Genomic DNA, 23195 nt, shown 5'->3' with positions numbered 1-23195 from the left:
CCACCCATCGTTGCTGAGCGGCTTTTTTATCTCTTCCCGTAAGCTGCTCAACAACACTGGCATAACTTGCACTAATCGGCGTTAAAACATCAGCACTACTTGCATATGCCGTTAGGAAATCTCTCAACAAAATCGGCGTCGACCAACCATCAACCACCAAGTGATGAGCTGAGATGTACAAAGTACTTTGGTTATCACCATGATAAATCACACTCGCATTTAATAGTGATTGTTCAGGGTTGCTGAGATCAAACTGACGCGTCAGCTCACTTTTCTCATAACAAGTCAGATACGCTTGCTGCTCGCTTTCTTCCATCGAAGTAATGCTATGACTCTCGATTGGCCACTCACCAAGCTCCTTAGGAATAAGCTGAACGGTTTTACCCAGTATATCACTATCAAACTTAGCCATTAATTGAGGATGACGGCTTATCACCACATTAAGAGCACGCTTAACATGTCCAATATTGATTTCACCGTTAAAGGTTAAGCGCGTTGTTGAATTGTAATTACTGTTCTCATCACCCAGTTGTGACTGGAATAACAATCCTTCTTGTAAAGGCAAGGCCGGAAGCACATCTGCAAGCTCACCATATCGCTTTTCAAGACTTGAAGCTTGTGGCAATGAAATACCGACAACCGTCAATTCAGCTGGCACTTTTAGCTCTTCAGCCAACATTGTTCTCGAAGAAAGCCAATCAACTATGGAATTCAGATTCTCTTCAATTTTATCACTAATAACATCGATTTCATTTTGGCTAAACTGGAATTCGTTCCATGACCAGTTCAATGCAAATACGGGCGCGGCTGCATTTTCATCGACAAAAATATTCAGTTCGAGATCGTGCTGCAGTGCTTGTTCACTGTCTAACAGAACAGCAAAGGTATCAGCAAATTTTCTAGCTCGACTTTGTGGCGACCATTTCTCTGACGATTGCTCAAATCGGCCCAAATAGTTAAAGAGTACCGACGACTTATAACGACTTGCTAGTTCTTTTAACTCGTTACGATGAGGATTATCAAGATGGAGCAAGGCCATATACCCCAACCCTTTATCCTTGATACTCCGTTTGGCTTGCTTTACCTCACGCAGCAAGTCAACCGTTGTCCCTGATTCCGGCAACTCCACAACCAAAGGATACTCTGTGGTAAACCAACCTATGGTTTGGCTTAGGTTGATGGACGAGTCAAACTCTTCTCGCCCATGAGATTCAAGATTGAATTTAATCGCCTCGTTGCCAAACACATTAGCAATGGCTGCACTTACGGATGAAAGTAAGATTTCTTCAATATCAATCGACTCTGACAGTTGACCGAACTCAAGCACACGCTCTGTGGTAGCGGCTGCCAGTTTATTTCGGCAATGCTTAACCCGGCAATCCTCTTGCGCAGGTTTGAACGGCATGACAGGACGACTTTCTCGTACTCGCCAATCCGCCATTTGCTGAGCAGCAACATCCAAATAATTGTGCAGCGCATGAGACCAGGTATTGATACCCGTGACTTCATTTGGAATGACGATGTCATGACCGGAAACTTCCGCGCGAGTTAGTGATTTAAGCTGAGGCAATAACACACGCCAAGAGACACCATCAATCAACAAGTGATGGGCTAAGATCATCAGGCCACATTGCCCTTTACTATCACTTAACATCACTAACCGTAATAACTGACCATTAGCCAAGCTCATTGTCTTACCATACTGATCAAATATGGCATCAATATCGGCATGTTTTAGCTCGCCTACTGTTAGATGCTCCACCCACGATGCGACATCAAGTTGATCTATCGATTCGATATAATATTGCGATTCTTTCTTTATTAAGCGACACACCGAATTCATCGATACCAGTTTCACCAGCGCTCGTTGTAGCGCACTCAACGTAACATCAGCTTCGATTTCGACAAAGACACTTTGAACATAGTTGGTGTCCTCCGAGAAGGTATCTTCAAACCATCGCCACATTGGCAACGGCTTTATTTGCCCTTCTTGCGCCACATGCTCTTGCTGGTTAAGTAGCTTCATCACTTTTGCCATATCACCGACTCTACGGGCGGCAAAGATTTCTTTGGGGCGGAGTTCGAAGCCAACTTTACGCAAAATGGTGCCAAGCCCCATTGCGGAGATACTATCCCCACCGAGGTTAAAGAAATCATCTGAAATGCCAACATCAGCAACACCAAGCAATTCTGCAATGGCACTACATAGAGCAACTTCTTCTGCTGTAACCGGAGCTATCACTTCTTCGCGATTGGTAAGATCAATGTTTGGTAATGACTTTCTGTCGATTTTCCCGTTGACGTTTAACGCAAACGCGTCAAGGATCATCAAACCTGCCGGAACCATGTATTCTGGTAATGCCTGACTCATTTCATCGAGTAATTGCTGCTCAGAGGTATGCCCCTTCGCATGACTGACTAATGTGCAATACGCAATTAAACGGTGTGAATCTCTAAAACGTTCTGCAATCACCACGGATGAATCCACATCTGGGATATTGTTGATTGCGCTTTCTACGTCCCCAAGTTCGATACGGAAACCACGAATTTTGACTTGATCATCCGTTCGACCAATAAAGTCTAACTGCCCATTCTCGCGCCATTTTACTAAGTCACCCGTACGGTACATTATCTGACCGTGCTCAAATGGATTGGCAACAAATCGATCTGCTGTCATTCCCGGTTGATTCAAATAGCCTTTCGCCAGCCCTGCACCTGCAAGGTATAACTCACCGGCTACGCCGACAGGCACTTCTTGCAATGCATTGTTCAAAACATAGGCTTTAGCGTTGAGTATCGGACGGCCAATCACAGGGGTGGTATCTGCATTTAGAGGAGCACTCACGGCATCTACGGTAAATTCTGTTGGGCCATAGAAGTTCTCTACCAACAATTGAGGGTAATTCCCCACCCGCTCCCACAGTTTTTCTGGTATCGCTTCACTGCCGATGAGAACCAGAGTCGGAGTATAAACCTGCTCCATAAGCCCACTATCAAGCATCTGATTAAACAGCGATGGGGGTAAGTCCATTGCATCGATGCGGTCGTTTTCTACACATTTAACTAATTCATAGGCATCTTTGCGCTGATCATCATCGTAAAGATAAAGCGTGTGCCCGCATAGCATCCAAATAACTTGTTCCCAAGAAGCATCAAATGAAAATGAAGTCGTATGTGAGGCCCTGACCGTAATCTTTTCCGGCTCAGTTGAACGATTTGTCGCTAGGCTTGATATCGCCTTCCCAAAGATAGAGTTTTGATGAGAATGAAGTAAATTAAGTAACGCGCCATGTGTGTTCATAACCCCTTTCGGCTTACCTGTTGAGCCTGAGGTAAATACGATATAGGCGACATCATGCTTGGAGATATCAATCTGTTCTGGGGTTGAAATCTGTTGAGCGGTTAATTCAGCAAGTGTTGTGCAGTTTGCTAATTCCCCCCATGACAGGTTTTCTCTATCTTCAACAATAACTGTTTGAGGTTGAGCCTGTTCAAGGATAGTCTCTATACGCTCTTGGGGATAATCAAGATCTATTGGCAAGTAAGCCCCACCACAGCGCATGATAGCCAGCATAGTAACCACGGTTTCTGGACTTCGAGGCAATGCCACGCCTACAACATGCTTTTGTTTTATACCCAAAGTACGCAACTGAGCAGCGCGCTGCTCAATGGCTTCACGCAGTGACTGAAAGCTCCATTTTTGTTGCTTATAAACGAGCGCAGTTTCATCTGGTGTTTGTGCAGCATTGCGTTCCAAAACATCAAGAACAGACTTATCTTGATACGGATCTTGCCATCGATTGCCAACAGACCAATCATCAATACTTTGCTGTTCACTTTGAGGAGCAAGTGCAATTTCAGCGAGTGTAATGGATGGGGTTTGCGCGATTTGCTCTACCATGTTGGCAAATCGATTAGCATGAATCGTTAATGATTGGGTATTATACTTTTGCGCATTGGCTGTGATCTCAATCTCGAGCTTGCTGTTACTTAATGCAGGAGAAAATTCAATATCATCGATCGGACCTGCAGATAAGATATTCGTTTTCGATTTATTGCTACCAACATGCAGTTCATCTTCAAATGGCTTGAAGTTGAGCATTGGTCCGTACAAGGGTTGCCCTACTTTGCCTAAATCACGCGAGATTTGCTCTGCATCATACATTTGGTAACGACGAGCTTGTCTGATGGCTTTATTCATCACCCGAGCGACATCAGTAATACTCATAGTTTTATCAACAGAAAATGCCAAAGGTAGTACATTCACAACCGCACCAGAGGCACTCATTGCCGAACTGCCCATTCGGCGCATAAACGGGAAGCCGACACAGACTTCGTCATTGCCACTGTGTAAATGTAAATACGCAAACACAAGAGCCATTGCGAGCTCTGAAGGCAGTACATTATTGCCTTGCGCATGTAGCCAATCGCCACCACGAAGACTAATGTGATGCTTAACAACACCAAAACGTGCCTTATCGGTTCCACCTGTGGTTAAAGAAGGCGGAGCGGGCAACGACCTTCCGGCCTCCTTCCAAAAATATCGTGCTTTGTCGTATTGCTCTGATTCGATAAATTGACCATGTTCCGCGACTACCTTGGCCATTGGTGTAAAACCTTCAGGCTCGGACGTTCCGAGTGTCATGTGATTGTAGTGACGGGTGATATTTTGGCTAATTGCGTTAAAACTGAATCCATCAACATCAATATGGTGATAACGCTGGTACCAAAGCCACTTTGGTGCTTGCTTGGAGCCAATTTGAATTAGACAGTGACGGTAGCGTCTTACATTGCCTTGAATATCAATGGCTGTTTGCAGATCTTTTTCCATCCATTCCAATGCAGCATTTTTTGGCTGCTCTAAATGGGAAAAATCGAAAACCTCCAGAACATCTTCTAAAGCCGTTCCGGCTAGAAATTGCTGTTTGATTACGCCTTCGACTTCTACATAACGACAATGTAATGAATCTGCAGTGTTAAGCCCTTTGGCCACTGCCTGCCTAAAAACCGACGTATCAACTTGACCTTCAATTTCTACATAATGTGCGACGTTGAATTCTTCAGGGTTTGGCATCACTTGCTGAGCGAACCAAATTCCTTGTTGTGTGCCCAATAGAGGCCATAAATTATCTTGCACTTGTTGAGTGCGCATTGGTTTATTCCTTAGAAATTTAATTATTATCGTCGTGGCTATTTGTTTGTTTTTTACACACGAATGTCGTGCCAATTCGCTTCGATATAATCAATACAGTCTTGCTTTAGTGACGGACCAAATGTGCTTTTCCAGCCAGGAGGGATCCCTTTGAACTCAGGCCATAAACTATATTGATTGTTGTGATTAATCAGCACAAAGAACTGGTTTTCAGGTTCGTCAAAAGGATTAATGTATTTCTCAGACATAGTTAACTCCAATCATAGAAAAATCAGGATTCAAAATTAAAAACATATGACAACCCATCAATGATGCCTCCGCGCCAACACAGGCGTTCATGTCCACCATCAAAGGTGCGAAACGATAACCGATGGTTTTGTTGCTTAAGTCGCTGGTATAGGTCTTGGCTCAAGTCCACCATGATGTCTTCCCCTAACCCAACTTCCATAAAAACACTTAGCTTTACGTTAGAACCAAGGCCAGAATGAACCAATTGACTCATTTGAGTTAAAGGTTCGCTTGTTTGAAGAGGAGAATATTCACTAGGTGGCTTCACTAACGAAAAATCAGGCCACCAGAATGAACCCGACTGACAAACAACCGCACCAAAACGGTCCGGATGGTTCAATCCGGCATACATCGCACTCAAACCACCAAGGCTTTGCCCAACAACAGCCGTACGATTAGCCTCATTAGTAATTGGGAAATAATGACCAACCAACGGCAGCAGTTCTTGAGTGATAGCCTGCCAAAACAAAGGGTTGCAACTGAATTCTTCACTACGCAGCGCTCCATTGATTTCATCAATGAAGACATACAAGGCAGGTGGAAGCTGACCGCTGCTCGTCGCATCGGTCAGCGCACTGAACAGAGGCATGGATTGAGACCAAAATTGACCATCTAAGACTAAAACCAATGGCAGTTCAGCCATTTGGTCAGCGCTGGCTGTCGAATACAACCAAACATAGCGCTCATTACCTAAACACTGGCTAGTCCAAGCCAGCTGCATGCCCGCTCCTGCCTGAACATTGCCATTTTTTGTATCGAACCTTGACCAAGCACTTTGCGATACTGCCTTTGGCATAGATAGCGGCGTTTTCGAACGTCCCCATTCGCAGGCTGACAAATTGTTTTTACTTAAATCATCGCGAACACTAAGAGGAAAAATGGTTCTCAACCACTCCCGATGCTTGGTGCGTTTCTCTTGGTATGTTCCGTGGTACGCTGGTTGGACGCGTTCATGTGTCACTGGAATAAACGTGTAGCTCCCACGCCACGTACTGTTTACCCTTGCCTTATAAAACCAAACATCCGTTCCTTTGACATGAGTAAGCCTTGCCATATCAAAGCTGTGATGATCAGTAATACCATTGATATCAATGTATATTTCCTTAACACTGTCATCCGTGTTTCGCCAAAGAAATAGCAGCTCAACGCTTGTATTATCTTGGGAAAGGATAAAAGGTGTTCCTTTTGTCTGCACCTCGTTCCACCAACATGGGGCTCCTACTTCTTCATTATCTTCAAGCAAACCACTTAAAACACTATTGATATTCTTATTTTCTATTATTCGAAAAGCCTTTATATCCATCACAAATCCAACTTGTACGTTGATACTTCATGCATATCTTCTAGTAATGAGATAGCACAAACTTATATCATCATTGTTGTAAATAATAATAATTATCATTAGTATTACTGCCGCAACACTTTTTTACATAAATGTTGTTACAACATCAAATGTTTTCTTCTTTTTTTATTAAGGAATACTCAGGTCATGAAGCCCATGGATTTAAACAGTGGCATCACCATCACTAATACTGGCAAGACTAAACTTGCCATGCTCATTGGTGTAATTTGCCTTGGAGCCAGCACCACTCTTTCAGCAGAGCAAGTGGACAACAGCAATACTAAGAAAGGCCAAGAAACCCTAACAACCCTAGAAACCATTGTGGTACTTGGTGAAAAACTCGGTGGTACACTTGCTGAGAACACAAGCTCAGTCACCGTTTTTACTGATGAAGCAGACAATGGCGAAGATCAAACATACTACGATCTACTCGATCGCGTCCCGAATGTACTGAATGCCCCTTCTGGTATTCCACATATTCGAGGTGTCGATGGTCGTGGGCCTGGTGAAGGCTTCCTTTCCTTCATGACAGGAGCGACACCAAGGGTGAATACAACCGTTGATGGCGTGTCAGAGTCATGGACTGGTGAAGCCTTTGGTAAAGCCGGATTGTGGGATACAGAACAAGTAGAGATTTATAAAGGCCCTCAATCAACCAACCAAGGCCGAAATAGTATTGGCGGCGCGGTGGTCATCAAAACCAAAGATCCAACGTTCCACTTTGAAAGTAAAGTTCGTGGTGGCTACGAAAACGAAGATGACAAATATCACTTAGCTGGTGTTGTTTCTGCCCCAATCGTGTCTGAAAAGCTCGCATTTCGATTAGCCGCCGAGGGCACAAAGGGTAATACACCAATTGATTACTCGCTGCCCGATAATGACCAATATCCATGGGACCCTTCTGAAGTTGAATCCTATAATGTGAGAGGTAAGCTGTTATTCAAACCGATGTCTAACGATAAGCTTACGCTAAAACTAACATTGGCTAGCCGTAATGAAGAAGGTCAATATACAAATCTGGTTTCTGAAAAAGGTAAGTTTGAATACATTGATGAAAACGGTACTCGACGTCAAACAACCGAAAGCTGGAATGCAAATTTTGACATAAATTACTTAATCAATGATGAATTAACCCTTGATGTATTGCTTGCGCGCCGAGACTATAATACGAAATTCAAAGCTTATCCTCGTACGGACTGGTGGGGTGATGTTGATGAAAAAAACTACACCGCAGAAGCGAAGCTATCTTATAACTCGTTAGATGACAAATACAATGCCATTGTCGGGGTAAGCAGTTTTTACAAAGATCAGGATACGCAAACAGACTCGATGAAGCGTAAAGATAAAGTTCTGACCAACTCAATTTACTTCGATTCAAAAGTCCAGCTCAATAACCGTTGGGGCTTGCTACTTGGCGCTCGTTACGAAAAAGATGAGCTGAAGCGTGATTTTGACCACGCAAGGTTCCCACTCGATTTCAATGCTGATGAAAGTAACGGTATTTTGCTACCAAAAGTCGGTGTAACTTTAAATGTATCAGACAATTCAATGCTTGGACTTACTGCTCGTAAAGGATACAACGCTGGCGGACTTGGATACAACGAGTACCAACAACAGGTCTTTGTGTTTGAGCAGGAAGAAGTCTGGACTTATGAGCTAAGTTCCCGTTCAACTTTCCTTGAAAATAGACTTGGTTTGACTGCAAATGTCTTCTACAACGACTATGAAAACTATCAAACGGTCGTGTATGGTGACAGTGGAAATCGTTTCGACAATTACATAGCAAACATCCCTAAAGGAAAAACATACGGTACTGAAGTTGAAACCAATTACTGGTTTGACTCAGGTCTGGACGTATTCGCATTTGTAGGCTTGTTAAAAACAGAAATCACCGAAGGACCAAGCGGTACTGTTGAAAACTTAAATGGGAATGAGTTCAGCTATGCACCTGAAGTGTCGGCTGGTCTTGGCTTCACCCAACAGCTAGATTCGGGCATTTTCTTTGGTGCTCGTGTTAATCACGTAACGGATTACTTTACAGATCTCGCCAACACCCGAAGTACGTCAGCAGGCGACTACACCATATTGAATCTCAATGCAGGTTATGCCATGAATGATCTCACCATTCGGGCCTACATTAAGAATGCAACAGATGAAGATTACGTTCTTCGCCATAAGAATGATCTTATCGAAATGGGCGGACCTCGTACATTCGGTCTTGTGGCTGATTACCAATTCTAACAACACAAAGTGCTCCGATGTTATTGTTATATAGTAACTTAAGGATGTATTGTCTATTAAGGCAGATAAATCTGCTTTTTCGTAACGTTTATTAAGTACATCGTGACTTGTGTGTACGGCATGTATAGAGAATAGTATTACTCCCTACCAAAGACAAAATAAAGAATCGCAATTAGTCAACTCAATGGATTCCAAAGGAATCCATTTTTTTCTTCACAAAGCTAAAATGATTAACTACGGTATATCAGTGAATACCTGATGCTCATCAGCCAAGGGCAACTGTTGTACTTGTTGGGCTTCAGCTTTCTGTATGGTTTACTGCATTCGGTTGCCCCTGGACACGGTAAAACGGCAGTGACGTCAATGAGCTTGATTCATGGCTACCGTCGCCGACAAGCACTTGTGTTAATGGCGATTATTGCCGCCCTACAAGCCGCGAGCGCGTGCATTCTTTTCGTGATTACTGCCAAGATTGCAGAGCAGTTTGCTTTCAGCCTTTCCGATAATGTTCGTCTGCTGACGCAAGGTTGTGCGGTGTTTATTGTTTTATTGGCGCTGAAAGAGTTTGCGTCGGTGGTCAAGCGCCGCATCAAGTAAACACGATCTCAAGAAGATGATGATTCCGCAGGTTCTAATGACAATATTTCATGGAAAGCACTGCTACTCATCGGCTTCCGCCCTTGTACTGGTGCGGTGTTGGTTCTGTTTCTCTCTAACATGCTAGGCAGCTTAATGTGGGGCATGGTCGCGACATTCGTGATGGCTTTAGGAACGGCAATGACCAACTCGATATTGGTGTTCAACGCTTTAGCGATTCAACGCCAAATGAAAAATCACAGCGCCAAACCCAATGCCAACTTGAGCAATACGCTTAACCTCGTGTTAGCAGTCACCATGGTGGCATCGGGCTTTATTCTCTATAACTTTGCCAGCGTGGCAGGATTGCAGAACTTCGTCAGATAAGTACCGACAGCAATAAACGCAAAAGCCCCAACACTTGATTGGGGCTGAATTTACATTGGTTTGTATTTCAATACTGCGTGTTACTTAGGCTCGCGCAACAGGTACAGCATCAGCTTCAATGGCGTTTTCGCGATAATGCTGTGAGGCAAATGCGCGTCCATTAGTAGCCAAGCGCCAGCTTTTAGTTCCTTCGCCTCTTCTTCTAATGTGAACGTACATTCTCCTTCGAGTATTTGTGCAATCGCTGGTACTGCTGCAGTATGTTCACTCATTTCTTCACCTTCGGCGAACCCGAAGATAACACCTCGCAAACGCTCACTTTTGTACACAGGGCAACTCGTGATACCCGCTTTGGGGATATCCACTTCGCTGGCGAGATCTTCATATAAAGTGTATTCAAACATGATTTAGCTTTCCTTCTTTCTTGCGACAAGCGTTATCGCAGATAGGTTCTTTTCGTGTTTGCGGAAAATCTTACGCATGCCGAACACACGCTTTCTTGCTTGCGGTTTAGTCAGTACGTTTTTCACGATTTTTAAGAACCCACTCAAGCCTTCATCAGCGATAACACGTTTTGGTTCGAGTAAATGCATTGGAGCAACAGCCTCAAATTCAACGACAAAACCATTCTCTTCCATCAGTGCTTTCCACTCTGCGGGTGTGATGGGTTTGGCGGGGTGTTGAATGGTCTCGGAAACTTCTCTTTGAATTGCGCGCTTTTTATCTTCATCGATAGTATCTGGCGTAATGCACAGTTCATGGATACCGTAACGACCATGAGTTGCGAGGATTCGAGCAGCCTCAGCAATAATTTCGTTTTTACGCGCATCGGATTGCATCGTCAGCATAGCTTCGCCATAAACCACAGAAGCGCATTCTGGCTCTAACCCTGTCTCTTGTGCATTCCCGACATGACTACGTTGGTTTGCACCCTGTAAGTAAGAGCGAACAATCTCCGCTGCCTGCTCATTTTGTTCGATAGCGGTGTAGCTTGCAGGGGATTTTTCCAAGCACAAACGTGCCGTGTAACCCATACCGGGCGCGAATTCGACAACGAGGTCATCACGCGTAATCGCCAACCCTTGTAGCATTTTTTGTGTTAGTTCTTTGCCACCAGGACGCAGCACTTTCTTACCCAGTTGAGCGAGTACCCAGTGTCCCGGTGTTTTTGTCACTTCTCGCCCTTCATTGGGCATGGCTAATCGTTTAGACATAATGACTCCTAAGCAAAGATGGCGACGGGAACAAAAAGAACGACCAGACCGCACAAGGCAACCCATCGAAATACGTGACTAATACCGTCCATAACTGTTCTCCTTTCTCAGGTTGGATAAGTTGGCACATTAATCAATAATGATTATTATTTGTATCTTATCCCCCAAGTCCGAATTTGCTGCTTGATAATTATCAAGCTAAGGAAAACAGCGTGCCCGGTTCTATTGTTTCGCTACTTAACGAAGAAGAAAAAACGCAACTCTTTTCAAAACGCTCGCCTTTGCATTGCGATGCAGGACATCAACTGTTTGAACGTGGGGAACCTGCGGAAAATATGTATTTGGTCGAGAGAGGAAAAGTCTCGCTGTTTCGTTTGATGCCAAACGGCGACGAAAAGCTGTTTCGGGTGTTCATGGCGGGAGAAATGATTGCGGAAATGGCGATGTTTATGTCCCCAAGAACCTATCCGATGAGTGCCCGTGTCGATCAGGATACGGAGTTGTCTGTGTTCCACTACCAAGATGTGTTGACGGTGTTTACTCAGTCTCCACAGACTTCATTAAAAGTCATGAACTACATGACCAATCGCATCCACCAGCTGATGGATACCGTGAACATTTTGACGCAAGTAAACGCGAACCAAAGACTGGTGATGAAGCTGGCTGACTTCTATCGCGCTCAATCGAGAAGCGAAGGGAAAATCACGTTACCCGTGACGAAAAAGCTGCTTGCAACACAGCTAGGAATGACGCCAGAGACGCTTTCTAGAACGTTCAAAAAACTGAAAAACGATGGTTTTATTACTGAGTGCGAAAGTCATATCACGCTGCTAGATATTCCCGCCATGTGCGAAGCCGTTGAACTGACACCAGAAATATTCCGACGCTCGAAGCGCTGATGTCAACAAAACTGAATCAGTGAGAGGAGGCTTCAGATTGCTGCCACAACTCAATAAGCTCACCGAAGATCCCGGTGCGATGTTTTACTGCCCTGATCTCATCATCAAAGCCGCGAATTATGATCTAATCCAACAGCCCAATAATGTTGTTTTACTCGATACCATCGCCCAAGCTTATTCCGCAAATAGTAAGTTCGATGAATCAGCAAAAGTTCGAAGCAAATTCCTAATACTCGCTCGTAACGATTACGAACGCGCTAGTGCCCATTTTGACCGAGGCATGGCATTCACATTTGCAGGGAAACATGACGACGCTATTTCAGATTACACCCAAGCTATCCGAGTCATCCCATCGGCTGCGCTTTATGCCAACCGCGCCAGCAGTTACGCCAGTATAGGCAATTTAACTTCATCAATAACCGACTACACAACTGCTCTTTCAATGTCAGATACCGGAAGTGACAGCTATAATCGTCATCTCCTTTATCGTGCACAAGTTCTGACAAAAGCTGGACAATTTCCTGAAGCGATCACGGACTACCGGAGATTGATTGCGATAGCACCAAGTAATGTTGAAGCACGCAAGGCTCTCATTCTCGTGCTTGCAGATTCTGGAAAACTGGATGAGGCAAATATCAGTCTCATCGAATTTAAAGAAAAATTTCTAGAGGACTTCAAACAATTCAGGTCAAAACTGGTCAGAATTCCTACGTTAGCCGACCAATCGGGAATCTCTGCCTCCAACCGCCTCAAACCGCGTCTGGAGGCAAAAGGAGAGCGAGCATTGTTGCACCAAATCAAAGAACTTGTACGTGGTGGCAAGTGGATCATGTATGGTAAGAACCGTATAGAATATAAAGCCAGCCCTGCGACATTGCGTCCCGCCCTATCAGGTCATCTTCAGATCGTTAACGTGACTTGCGTCAGCGATGGCCCTCAAAGTGATCTCCATCCTGTTACGAAAGGAGAGCGCCTTATTAAAGGATGTCCGAAAGACCTGCGACAATGGAATGTTTCAAACCTAATGGTCGATCTTTTAAAAGCAGACCCATTCTCACTTGATATTATTGAACCGACTTCAACAATTTCTGTAGGTGAAGGAGCCATTCTTCAGTTTGGCTACACTAAGGATAAAGAGAAAATAGGATGGCGCGATTGTATTGACGATGGCATTTTTAGCTATCAGGCTTCAGGAGAGGAAACGCGACGAGGACTTATTCCACCAGGACTGTTCTGTAAGGGGCAAGCGAATTGCAGGCAAGTTAAAGCACTACTTTCCGATCTCATCAAACGGGTTCAGAGAGCTAACCCAGAGTCCGCTCCTTCCTATTGGGATACACTCGGGTATCAGATCAATCAGCGCTTGTGGATACCTGATCGATCTGGGAGCAATCAAAGAAGACGGAAGCGAAGACAAGATCACAATGGCAAACTTATTTGCTTCCCGTGGATATGGTTTAGGGCTTATAGAACGCTATAATGCCTCTCTTGCTGATTTGAATAAGGCGATTGCACTCGATCCGACTAAAGCCGTATACTTTGATGTTCGTGCTATCGCAGCTGACCATCTAGGGAAGTCGGAGCAGGCTTATAAGGATCGTGAAACAGCCTGCTCTCTAGAAAAAATACTGCAAATAGTGGAAAACTACTCAATTCTATCTTGGTTTGTCATTTGTCAAAATTCCCAATTCGCTACTATGGTGTAAGGTCATGAAGTCGGGGGGAAACAAACCAGTCTTTAGTGACTTCATCCGGCTCCTTTACTCCAACCATAGACGCGGTCGAAAATGCGTTCGACGAATCAGCTGTATTTTGATCACTTTTCTCAAGTGTTAGCCTAGGTTTTGTGGATCTAAAACAACACTAACCACCAGTTCAGTTCCCATTGCGTACTGATTGAACTGCGTCTTGCTCGGTTTGTTTATCGCTTTTATACCTTAGTTCTTCAAATATCATTACTCTTCTTTCTCCTGCTCTAACTTGCTGTGGTAGAGTTCAAACAGGATTTGGTTGTCTAAGAATTGCATCACTAGGAACTCAGCAGATTATGTATTGTGGGGCTGCGGGTGATTTGCAGGTTTATGCGCTTGCTCGCATTAGCACATTTCAAAGACGCGCAGTCTCGAATCCAAATCACTAGGCTCCTCGAAATCAGCTGAAGCAGATTGAACAAATAGGTACAAATACTCCTAGCTGAGGGGGCTGAAGGATTACATGAATGATCAACCAGCTTCTCTTAGCGCTGGGGGAGCGTAAGCAGTTACGCCCGTATATTATGACCCGAGCGATGGATTCATCCGGTGGGCGATTAACTGATCGCGATATTCATGCTTATATTGTTAAGGAAGGTTTGGTAAGCACTATTATCCGGATCCAATCTACTAATTGCTCAATCACATGGTTTTTCCTAGATAACTTCACGCCCCAAACAAACATCCCAATCAATCCCAGAGCCCCCAAGACGACTTTAAAAAAAATCGAAATTGAAGTCATCAAGATCCCAGAACACATGGAACTTGAAGTGGTAAATGTAGGTTCCCAGATGAAGCAAGTTTCGGTCAGCAAAATACCACTGCCCACCTAAAGTGGCTGAGCATGGAACAAGACCATTCAACAAGAATCACCCACAAAAATAACGTGATACAAATCACATTTAAAAGTTATTTTCCGGTGTAACCCCAAATGTCACCCCAACCTAGGGCAAAATTTATTTTATTCATATAAAACAAAAGCTTGAACAAAAAACAAGAATCCCTCTTAAATGCTTTGTTATAAGGAGATTTCCTGCCTACCGATTTTATGAGCAACACCACCAACCTTAACCTTAATGATTCCCTGGTCGTTCGACTCCACAGACGCTGTAATTCTTGAAACACAGGCCATTGCCCGACCTTGCTCAAAAGTAAAATTCTTGGAATGTGTACTAGGAAGGTGTTTGGCTAAGTAACAAGCTAATGCACCGCTCGCACTTCCTGTCGCTGACTCCTCTGGGATCCCAACCAATGGAGCGAAATTACGACAACTAGCAGTCACTTCACTTGTGTTCTCACACAGCTCAAAAGCATGTATACCAATGACACCATGCCTTTCACAGAACTCACTGGTTAATTTTTCATTCAGTTGGATTTGATCAAGATACCCAAAAGGCACTGGAACAATAATGTCAGCGAGGCCTGTTGAAATAACTTCAATCGGTAACCGACTTGACTCAAGTAGTGTCGAATCTAGTCCAATTAACGCTGATATAACTTCATAACTAAACTCGCCACGGAATTCTGGTAACTTCAGGTCCATAACTATATGACCATTAGCCTCTATAGTTACCACCAGCAAACCTGCTTTAGTCCTTTGTAGGTATTTACCTTCAGTTATGCTCCCGTCTTGATACATTGTCGAAAATGCCGCCAAGGTGGCGTGTCCACAGAAATCAACTTCACCTGTTGTGGTGAAAAAAGACAGCTCAAAGTCGGCTTCGTCATCGCGAGATACAAACGCAGTTTCCGAATAACCTACAATTTGTGCTATTTGTAATTTTTCTTCGTTCGACAAGTGATCAGCGTGAAGCACTACACCAGCAGGATTCCCACCAGTTCCATTCGAAGTAAAGGAATTAACCAAAAAAGCTTCAACGTTCTTCAATATTCATATCTCCGTATAACGCCCAATTAAGGTGTGAAGCACGCAATACCTATGCTGCTGCATGGTACTTCAACACAGAAACCACCGCATACCAAAAATGCCACGCGTGCTGAATCACTCTTAAATTGTTTGTTATGGCGCTACACTCAACGTTAGCTCTTGTATGTCAATTTGGTCTACTTCCCTGCCCAATATCCGCTTGCACTCGACTAAACGATGAACTGGGATAACTGGCAACTCGATACCTTGATAATCTTTAATAACTGATTCTGAAAAGTAGATTTCAAGCTGGTGCCAAGAGCCATCTTGACGTGATTGTATCTTAGTATGTTCAGACAAACCGATTTCAATTTTTTGATTTTGGTAAACCAATTGGAAATACTCTAGATCCCAACCATATTCGGCATAATGAGTTAACGGTTTGGATATGTATTTTGCTACATGCGATAGCACTTTGTCTGCGTCTGAGTTTCGAATATAAAGATCTATATCTGCGATTTCCCGACTTCCACCATGAATAGTTGCCGCTAATCCACCTACTATTTGATACTCTACAACCTCTGCATCCAAGATCTCTTTGAGCCACTGTAAAGCTACTTTAACTTTATCACTCATCTAGTTCCCTTAGCTGAATTTGCCCTGCGCCATAACGCCCTGTTAAGGGGTGAGCAACGCAATACAAAGGCCGCCGCAAACCACCTTAATCACTAAAATCAACGCATAGTGAAAATGCCACGCGTTGCGAATCCCTCTTGAACAGTTTGTTATGTGCGAACTTCTAGCTTGTAGATGACTGCTCAGCAACACTAACTTTAGGCTCTTTCTCTGGCGTCGACCATTTGATGATTGCTCTAAGGTTCATTGAGAAAAAGATGATATTTGCAATTATCATTGCCACACTGCCAGTAAGATAACCAACTGCTAACCAACTAGTGTTACCGCACATCATTAAAATGAAACCGATTTTGTTCTTATTTCCAATTTGCCAAATTGCAAGAAACGTAAGTACCATTGCAACCCAGTCGATTCCATAGTACTGAAAATATTCCATTTTTCCTCCAAGCACATAACGCCCTGTTAAGGGGTGAGCAACACAATACCGATGCTTCCGTATACCACCTTAAACACTAAACGCAACGCATAGTAAAAGTGCCACGCGTTGCGAATCACTCTTAAACAGTTTGTTAGAATTACGTCTCGGTGCGAGTCTATTAATTTCTGACACCATCACCAAATTCAGTAAAGTCGCTGATTTGACTTAACTTAAACCTGTGTTCAAGGACAAAGGTTGACCACTCCTCTTTAAATATGGGGTCATAATCGTCAAGCTCATTAACATTTTCTTTAGTGAGCATCTTTTTTGTCAGATAGTTAATGCTAGTAACTTCCTCTACTCTCGGACCTCGATTAGCGCTTTCATCATAACCGATTAACTCAAGATCCGAATCTTGGTAACGGAAGTTGTACCTCCAATACCCATATCGACCATGTGCAAAATGAATATATAAGTTTCCTTTTTTTATACTTATTTCGATATATGGAACCATATATACACCTCCATCTTCATCATCAGAAAAGAAGCAATTGTCGTTTTCAACAACAACGTCGTACTTGTTGTTATTTCTTAAAGCAACAATAATTCCTCTTCGGTTGAGATCTAACTGACCACGGAGCTCATCAGTGACAATTTTGTTTTGATCTGTACCTTGTATCATCAAAACAATATCGTCTCGACTATCTCCATTTAGGTCACCATGAATAGCCTCAATTATGGTATGACCATTAGGAACGATTTCCTGATAGGAGCTATCAAAGTCGCTTTTTTCTTGTGCTAAAACGTTTGCTCCAAATAGCAAAACTGATAATAAAAGTAACTCTTTCATTTCTAACTCTATGATTTTTTGAGTAGTAAGTTCTAACGCCTTGTTAAGGGGTGAACAACGCAATACCGAAGCTGCTGCATACCGCCTTAAACACTAAAACCAACGCACAGTGAAAATGCCACGCGTTGTGAATCCCTCTTGAACAACTTGTTATGTAAATTCTAATAGGCTGCCGAATCCTTTTCGAAGTACTTACTGACAGACCATAATGTATAGATATACATCATCCTTACTAGAAGTAAGATTATTACGCCTACACACCCTGAAATTAACAAAACATCCAGTTTGTCCACACTTGACTCGCCAGTAACATTTCGGATGATTGCGAAGCAAAACAGGAATATTGCGAGAATGTATTTCCAAAGTCTTTTTAGTAGCGAAATCCGGTCAGATTTACCTGAAGAACTACTTGTCGATTCATTCAAGCCAGTTTCTGGTTTACTCTTTTTAAAGATGCTTACGACGGTGGCACAAATACCAAACCAAGAAGCAGCAATAACAGATATACTTTCCAAATCCTGAAGTGTCATTTTTTCTCCATTTACATAACGCCCTGTTAAGGTGTGAGCAATGCAATACCGATGCCGCCGCAGACCACCTTAAACACTATATCCAACGCATAGTAAGAATGCCACGCGTTGCGAATCACTCTTAAACAGTTTGTTAGGCTTCGACGCCGTATGGTCTGCTTATCTCATAAGGAATGGATAACTCTTCACAAATTCGGGATAGCGTATCATGTGCGTACAATTGAGCATGTATTTGAAGTACTTTTTGATTTTCAACTGATGCAGCATTGCCATAATCATTAACTAAGTAAGAGCTTGGATGAACCAATTTAGAATATAGCTTAAACAATCCTTTGTGCTCTGATTCCATTTCTACAGTTTTTGCTAAATTGCCCGTACTTGCAGGTTGTTTAATAACTGGTAAGTTATATTTTTGTGCTAAGTTTTTTAACCGTGTAATTTCATACTCCAAAATTGCTCTCTCTTGAGTTCTTTCATTTCCATTCCCTAACGAAAGGATTCCCTCAAGGGTTTGAACTTTATCTGTTAGTGCTTCTGACGCCCATTTTTTTTGTTCATTTTCATCTGAGAGAGTTCTTAACCTAACATTCAATTCATAAATACTTCGAGTTGAGGTGGCTAATATGGAAATATGTTGATTTATCGATACCTTTGTAACTTCTAGGTAATCACACACTGAATTAAGAATATTAACTAACAGAACTGACTTTTCCGTTCTTTCTACATTCTTATCAATCCACCTAATTATAAACTTTGATTTTTTAACTATTTTGTCGATATTTTTCTTGAGCTCTATATTGCTTCCATCGACAACATGATCTTTCAATTTTTTAGACATTTTCACCTCCTCTTGATTTGAAGCCTAACGCCCTGTTAAGGTGTGAGCAACGCAATACCGACGCGTCCGCATACCACCTTAAACACTAAACGCAACGCATAGTGAAAATGCCACGCGTTGCGAATCACTCTTAAACAGTTTGTTAGGTATCTTTAAACACAGTCCGAGCTATTAATTTGGATTGAGGTTATGAGTTTACCCAACTTGTCATAATAGGTATATGAGACAATGACACCTTCTTGCATAAAAGTTAAAGTGGCACTGTTCGAGCACGCAGTTTGCAATAAACTAGGGCGCATATTTTTATTCAGAGCATTGGCATCTATGTCACTAACGCTGTAATTTACAAGAGAATAACGATACTGTAAGTTATTCGACTCTGTATAGACCGCGTCTAGTTTAGTTTCAGAATCGAGCATAATAGGTAATTCTCGATTCATGTCGTTTGTTAGTTGATTTAGCCTATCTTCAATAGTTACAGTTTCTGGTATATAACTAACCTGCTTTAGATAAAAAGAATAACCAACTGCAACAACACATGACAATGTAATCATTGATAAAACTGTCTTGCGAAGACTATGATTTTCAATAAACGTGTTTTTAACACGTTTAGATTTGATCATATAAGGAATCCAAATCAAAGCAGATAACAATGAAACAAAAAAGTTTCTAATAGTTTCACCATCAAAAAGAGGTGTTTGAGGGAATAGAAGGTTAGCAAAGTAAGCATTGATAGGAATAAATAACAGTCCTATTAATGAAATAGCTATATATACTTTAGGAAAATCTGACTTCTTTGAAAAAAAGAGGAAGTTCAGATAAATAAGGCTTACAAAAAGAAATAGATTGAATACTATTTCCGAATAAAGCAAGGTTCCAAACCCTCTTACATATTCAGCAGAATTTGGACTTGTAAGTAAGTACCACGTTCCATTTTCAAATAAACCTGGATACATTGATAAGGTTGTGAAGTAAAACCTGAATGGCGACACCACCAACCCAAAGGCGACTAAAACCAGCCAGCCCGATATCCCTTTATAATCCGATGTACTCATAAATTAAATGACCTGAAAAGAAATTTTCGCGACATTAGTTCAACTTAGTTCATATCACCATGATATTTATCAAAAGACGAGTAGATACCTAACGCCGCGTTAAGTGGTGAACAACGCGACCACCTAACCTAAACCATTGTGCCGTAAACACTGAAGCTGATTCAAACTGAAAATGCCAAGCGTTGTGAATCCGTCTTAAACGCTTTGTTATGGCGCTGCACTCAACGTTAGCTCTTGTATGTCAATTTGGTCTACTTCCCTGCCCAATATACGCTTGTATTCGACTAAACGATGTACTGGGATCACTGGCAGATCGATACCTTGATAATTTTTAATAACTGATTCTGAAAAGTAAATTTCAAGCTGGTGCCAAGATCCATCCTGATGTGATTGTATCTTCGTATATTCAGATAAACCGATTTCAATTTTTTGATTTTGGTAAACCAACTGAAAATACTCTAGATCCCAACCGTATTCGGCATAATGAGTTAACGGCTTGGATATGTATTTAGCTACGTGCGCTAACACCTTGTCTGCGTCTGAGTTTCGAATATAAAGATCTATATCTGCTATTTCCCGACTTCCACCATGAATAGTTGCCGCTAAGCCACCGACTATTTGATACTCCACACCCTCTGCATCCAAGATTTCTTTGAGCCACTGCAAGGCTACTTTAACTTTATCACTCATCTAGTGCCCTTAGCTGAATTTTTTCCCTGCGCCATAACGCCGCATTAAGGGGTGAACAACGCCACCACCTAACCTAAACCATTGTGCCGTAAACACTAAAGCCGATTCAAACCAAAATTGCCAAGCGTTGTGAATCCCTCTTGAATGCTTTGTTAGTTGCCAAACCCAAGGCTTAGGTTTGGAGTTGATTACCGCTTTGCCTACACTGTTTTTACGTGCTTTGAAAAACTCAAATCAGGCGTAGTTTCAAAGCGCCTGCCAATGAAACCACTTGGAACAGATAACGCCGTAGAAAACGGACTAACAACACCAAAAAAATCTTTTGAGAAGACAATATTGAAAGCTGACTTTCAACAAACAAATCGGTTTCTGAAACAGAAAATCCAACCACAAAAGAAACCTGAGAACGATTTTCACAAACCCGAACGATTCAAAATTAAAGTACGAAACGCCACCAAAAACACACTAATTTTAACTCTAAACATTCTGCTTTAGCTGCGTTTTCCTCGTTGGCAACTAACGCCGCGTTAAGGGGTGAACAACGCGACCACCTCACCTAAACCATTGCACCGTAAACACTTAAGCTGAATTAGACCAAAACTGCCAAGCGTTGTGAATCCGTCTTAAACGCTTTGTTATACAAACTTTTACAGCTTAGCCGCCAACTTCTTAAGGTAAGATTTGGCTAGTTCATTTTTACCTCGGCTTAACCACTTTATACACTCTAAAAGCTCCCAGATTAAGCCTTGGTCACCATTTGTATATGCAGGAAAGTCTTCATGCTTTGGTGCTGGAGCATCGGTTAATCGAGACTCCACAGCACCCGATTTATCAAATAGCACTTTGAAAGGTCTTGATATATCAAAAGGTTCGCTTAGATCTAGGCAATGAATCTCTGTGCTGGTTAAATCCGTAAAGATGTACTTTGTAAAGTAAGCATTCTCGTTATGGAAGCCTTGATTACGATAGAAAATTTCTTTGCCACGCTCAAAAGCTGAGAAACACTCTTGTGTGGATTTATGGAATTCATTTTGAGTAAGAATCAAAATGTCAGCGTCAGATACTCGGTCACCCTTACCTGAAGCCAATGAGCCTAATAGCACAGCGGCAACCACATTGTCTTCGCAAATAAACGCAGAACAAGCAGATTTAACCAGTTCATTTTGAAGGGGAAGATTTTCAAGATTAAGTTCTTCTAAACTCACAGTTACCTCCGTTTGTATAACGCCCTGTTAAGGTGTGAGCAACGCAATGCCGAAGCTTCCGCACCCCACCTTAATCACTAAAACCAACGCATAGTGAAAATGCCACGCGTTGCGAATCACTCTTAAACAGTTTGTTATGTGAAAAATCACAGTAAGCACTTGATTTTTTGAGCAAAGCCCTCATCTAGAGTTAGCTTCAAGTGAAGTCACGATCCATTTTAACCTTTTGGTTCGTGTTTCTTAATTAACAAAAAACCCAAGAAGTAATAATGACAAGTTTACTAAAAAGCATTCTAACCAACACCGTTTTCAAAACTAAACTACCTTCGCATTCTCGACTATGTATTAGCCAAATGGTATTTATCGCAGTCTTTGTAACACTGGCAGATTTATGCTCTTACTATATTATTAGTAACGATATGACTCTAAGCTCTTCCGTCCCTGATTGGACTGACTATCTGCTAAAACCGTTTGAAACAACGAAAGTTTATGCTCTGATGGCTCTTGCAGTCCTGATGTTCGTACTAAACGTTTTGTACGATAGGTTTCAGCATCAACAAACTCGAATTGCTACCATGTGTATCAACAAGATTCTAGGCTCATTTTCTCTATTTACAGGACTACTGGTCTTTAGCCGAATTATTTCGACCAATGTGCCTTTTTTAGAGGCAACCCCAGACCTCAACATCTATACGGTGATGTTTATTTTCATCAGCCACGTGCTACTGAAAATGGCTAACGAGATTTTCAAATAAATAGCTTGCAGCCTAGCCACATCCGATTGGCTAGGCTTTCCACATAACGCCGCATTAAGGTGTGAGCGACGCTTGGCTATACTTGAGCAAAGCGAAAATGCCAAGCGTCGCGAATCACTCTTAAATGCTTTGTTATGCTTGTACTATTTATAGGCGACTCAGTATCTCTGCCTTTTTAACTTCAAACTCTTCATTAGTGATAGCATTGATATCTAGTAGTTTTTTTAACTTCTCTAACTGTTCGAAGTGGTCACTTGCCTCTTCAGTCTTTGTTTCCAATGGATCTGACTTAGGCACTTCAGCCCTTGCAACTTCCATTAATAGCATATTGATGTTCTTATCAATATCCTCAACAGTAATCTTAGATGTGCTAGAAATATTGGTATTCGACAAGTCTTTAAAAGCACGCTCTAGTATTGGGTTATTCTTTACCGCTATTTCATTCGCACAATATAGCTCAATAAAATTTTGTTGCGCTTTTTTTACTTTAGCAAGATTATC

The 23195-nt window shown here is 42.3% G+C and carries 23 protein-coding genes; 8 read left to right on the top strand and 15 right to left on the bottom strand.

All coding sequences use genetic code 11. The features are described from left to right. The 3 genes from IQR33_RS32575 to fes form a co-directional block, all read right to left on the bottom strand. Positions 1-5152, bottom strand: a 5152-nt coding sequence (locus IQR33_RS32575) for a non-ribosomal peptide synthetase (protein WP_228013792.1), incomplete at its 3' end; no start/stop codon positions are given. Positions 5153-5205: 53 nt separating this feature from the next. Beyond that, the gene (locus tag IQR33_RS08065; protein ID WP_017634326.1) at positions 5206-5400 is read right to left on the bottom strand and encodes an MbtH family protein; all 195 of its coding nucleotides are present in this window, start codon (positions 5398-5400) and stop codon (positions 5206-5208) included. A gap of 23 nt (positions 5401-5423) precedes the next feature. Beyond that, positions 5424-6743, bottom strand: coding sequence for an enterochelin esterase (gene fes / locus IQR33_RS08060; protein ID WP_054730699.1), 1320 nt, complete (start codon positions 6741-6743; stop codon positions 5424-5426). Between the two features lie 186 nt (positions 6744-6929). Here fes and IQR33_RS08055 point away from each other — a divergent pair, with 186 nt between their 5' ends. From IQR33_RS08055 to IQR33_RS32565, 3 genes are all read left to right on the top strand, one after another. Then, a complete protein-coding gene (locus tag IQR33_RS08055) occupies positions 6930-9023 on the top strand; it encodes a TonB-dependent receptor (protein ID WP_017634328.1) in 2094 nt (697 codons plus the stop codon). Between the two features lie 258 nt (positions 9024-9281). Further along, a complete protein-coding gene (locus IQR33_RS32570; protein ID WP_228009978.1) occupies positions 9282-9620 on the top strand; it encodes a hypothetical protein in 339 nt (112 codons plus the stop codon). A gap of 99 nt (positions 9621-9719) precedes the next feature. Then, positions 9720-9986, top strand: coding sequence for a hypothetical protein (locus tag IQR33_RS32565; RefSeq protein WP_228009977.1), 267 nt, complete (start codon positions 9720-9722; stop codon positions 9984-9986). A gap of 80 nt (positions 9987-10066) precedes the next feature. Here the strand turns inward: IQR33_RS32565 and IQR33_RS08045 are convergent, their stop codons facing one another. Both IQR33_RS08045 and IQR33_RS08040 read right to left on the bottom strand, forming a co-directional pair. Next, a complete protein-coding gene (locus tag IQR33_RS08045) occupies positions 10067-10390 on the bottom strand; it encodes a cupin domain-containing protein (protein WP_009698239.1) in 324 nt (107 codons plus the stop codon). A gap of 3 nt (positions 10391-10393) precedes the next feature. Continuing rightward, on the bottom strand, positions 10394-11200 hold the full coding sequence (locus IQR33_RS08040) for a class I SAM-dependent methyltransferase (protein ID WP_054730697.1): 807 nt from the start codon (positions 11198-11200) through the stop codon (positions 10394-10396). Positions 11201-11412: 212 nt separating this feature from the next. On the opposite strand from IQR33_RS08040, the gene IQR33_RS08035 reads away from it, so the two are divergent. The 4 genes from IQR33_RS08035 (at position 11413) to IQR33_RS08020 (ending at position 14683) form a co-directional block, all read left to right on the top strand. Next, on the top strand, positions 11413-12099 hold the full coding sequence (locus IQR33_RS08035; protein WP_054730694.1) for a Crp/Fnr family transcriptional regulator: 687 nt from the start codon (positions 11413-11415) through the stop codon (positions 12097-12099). A 37-nt stretch (positions 12100-12136) separates the two neighbouring features. Beyond that, positions 12137-13579, top strand: coding sequence for a tetratricopeptide repeat protein (locus IQR33_RS08030; RefSeq protein WP_193837327.1), 1443 nt, complete (start codon positions 12137-12139; stop codon positions 13577-13579). Continuing rightward, the gene (locus IQR33_RS08025; protein ID WP_193837326.1) at positions 13524-13805 is read left to right on the top strand and encodes a hypothetical protein; all 282 of its coding nucleotides are present in this window, start codon (positions 13524-13526) and stop codon (positions 13803-13805) included. Before IQR33_RS08030 ends, IQR33_RS08025 begins: the two co-directional genes overlap by 56 nt. A 512-nt stretch (positions 13806-14317) precedes the next feature. Continuing rightward, the gene (locus tag IQR33_RS08020; RefSeq protein ID WP_021707818.1) at positions 14318-14683 is read left to right on the top strand and encodes a hypothetical protein; all 366 of its coding nucleotides are present in this window, start codon (positions 14318-14320) and stop codon (positions 14681-14683) included. Between the two features lie 185 nt (positions 14684-14868). Here IQR33_RS08020 and IQR33_RS08015 read toward each other — a convergent pair whose 3' ends face one another. The 9 genes from IQR33_RS08015 to IQR33_RS07945 form a co-directional block, all read right to left on the bottom strand. Continuing rightward, positions 14869-15738 carry a PhzF family phenazine biosynthesis protein gene (locus tag IQR33_RS08015; RefSeq protein WP_017634334.1) on the bottom strand — a complete coding sequence of 290 codons (870 nt, stop codon included), beginning with the start codon at positions 15736-15738 and terminating at the stop codon, positions 14869-14871. A 132-nt stretch (positions 15739-15870) separates the two neighbouring features. Further along, entirely contained in the window at positions 15871-16353 is a 483-nt protein-coding gene (locus IQR33_RS08005) for a MazG-related protein (RefSeq protein WP_172563603.1), read from the bottom strand. A gap of 163 nt (positions 16354-16516) precedes the next feature. Further along, positions 16517-16789: a nicotinamide mononucleotide transporter gene (locus IQR33_RS07995; RefSeq protein WP_193837325.1), complete on the bottom strand. Its 273-nt coding sequence runs from the start codon at positions 16787-16789 to the stop codon at positions 16517-16519. Positions 16790-16949: 160 nt separating this feature from the next. Further along, positions 16950-17621, bottom strand: a complete 672-nt coding sequence (locus IQR33_RS07985; RefSeq protein WP_017634336.1) for a hypothetical protein — start codon at positions 17619-17621, stop codon at positions 16950-16952. 161 nt (positions 17622-17782) lie between these two features. Then, positions 17783-18151, bottom strand: coding sequence for a hypothetical protein (locus IQR33_RS07975; protein WP_053304440.1), 369 nt, complete (start codon positions 18149-18151; stop codon positions 17783-17785). A 133-nt stretch (positions 18152-18284) separates the two neighbouring features. Further along, complete coding sequence (locus tag IQR33_RS07965; protein ID WP_054577330.1) at positions 18285-18989, bottom strand: DUF5677 domain-containing protein; 705 nt, start codon at positions 18987-18989, stop codon at positions 18285-18287. 152 nt (positions 18990-19141) lie between these two features. Continuing rightward, positions 19142-20044, bottom strand: coding sequence for a DUF2569 domain-containing protein (locus IQR33_RS07955; protein WP_005462147.1), 903 nt, complete (start codon positions 20042-20044; stop codon positions 19142-19144). 207 nt (positions 20045-20251) lie between these two features. Next, positions 20252-20734 (bottom strand): hypothetical protein, encoded by a 483-nt coding sequence (locus IQR33_RS07950; RefSeq protein ID WP_017634133.1) that lies wholly within the window; start codon positions 20732-20734, stop codon positions 20252-20254. Between the two features lie 647 nt (positions 20735-21381). Then, a complete protein-coding gene (locus IQR33_RS07945; protein WP_017634132.1) occupies positions 21382-21939 on the bottom strand; it encodes a nucleotidyltransferase domain-containing protein in 558 nt (185 codons plus the stop codon). A gap of 269 nt (positions 21940-22208) precedes the next feature. On the opposite strand from IQR33_RS07945, the gene IQR33_RS07935 reads away from it, so the two are divergent. Next, positions 22209-22694 (top strand): hypothetical protein, encoded by a 486-nt coding sequence (locus IQR33_RS07935; RefSeq protein WP_017633497.1) that lies wholly within the window; start codon positions 22209-22211, stop codon positions 22692-22694. Positions 22695-22841: 147 nt separating this feature from the next. Here IQR33_RS07935 and IQR33_RS07930 read toward each other — a convergent pair. After that, positions 22842-23195, bottom strand: a 354-nt coding sequence (locus tag IQR33_RS07930) for an SHOCT domain-containing protein (RefSeq protein WP_193843612.1), incomplete at its 5' end; no start/stop codon positions are given.

This window comes from Vibrio sp. OPT46 (genome assembly GCF_015163535.1).
Lineage (GTDB): Bacteria > Pseudomonadota > Gammaproteobacteria > Enterobacterales > Vibrionaceae > Vibrio > Vibrio alginolyticus.
Note: the sequence above shows the minus strand (reverse complement) of the source record. Positions and strands in the feature narration are given on the sequence as shown.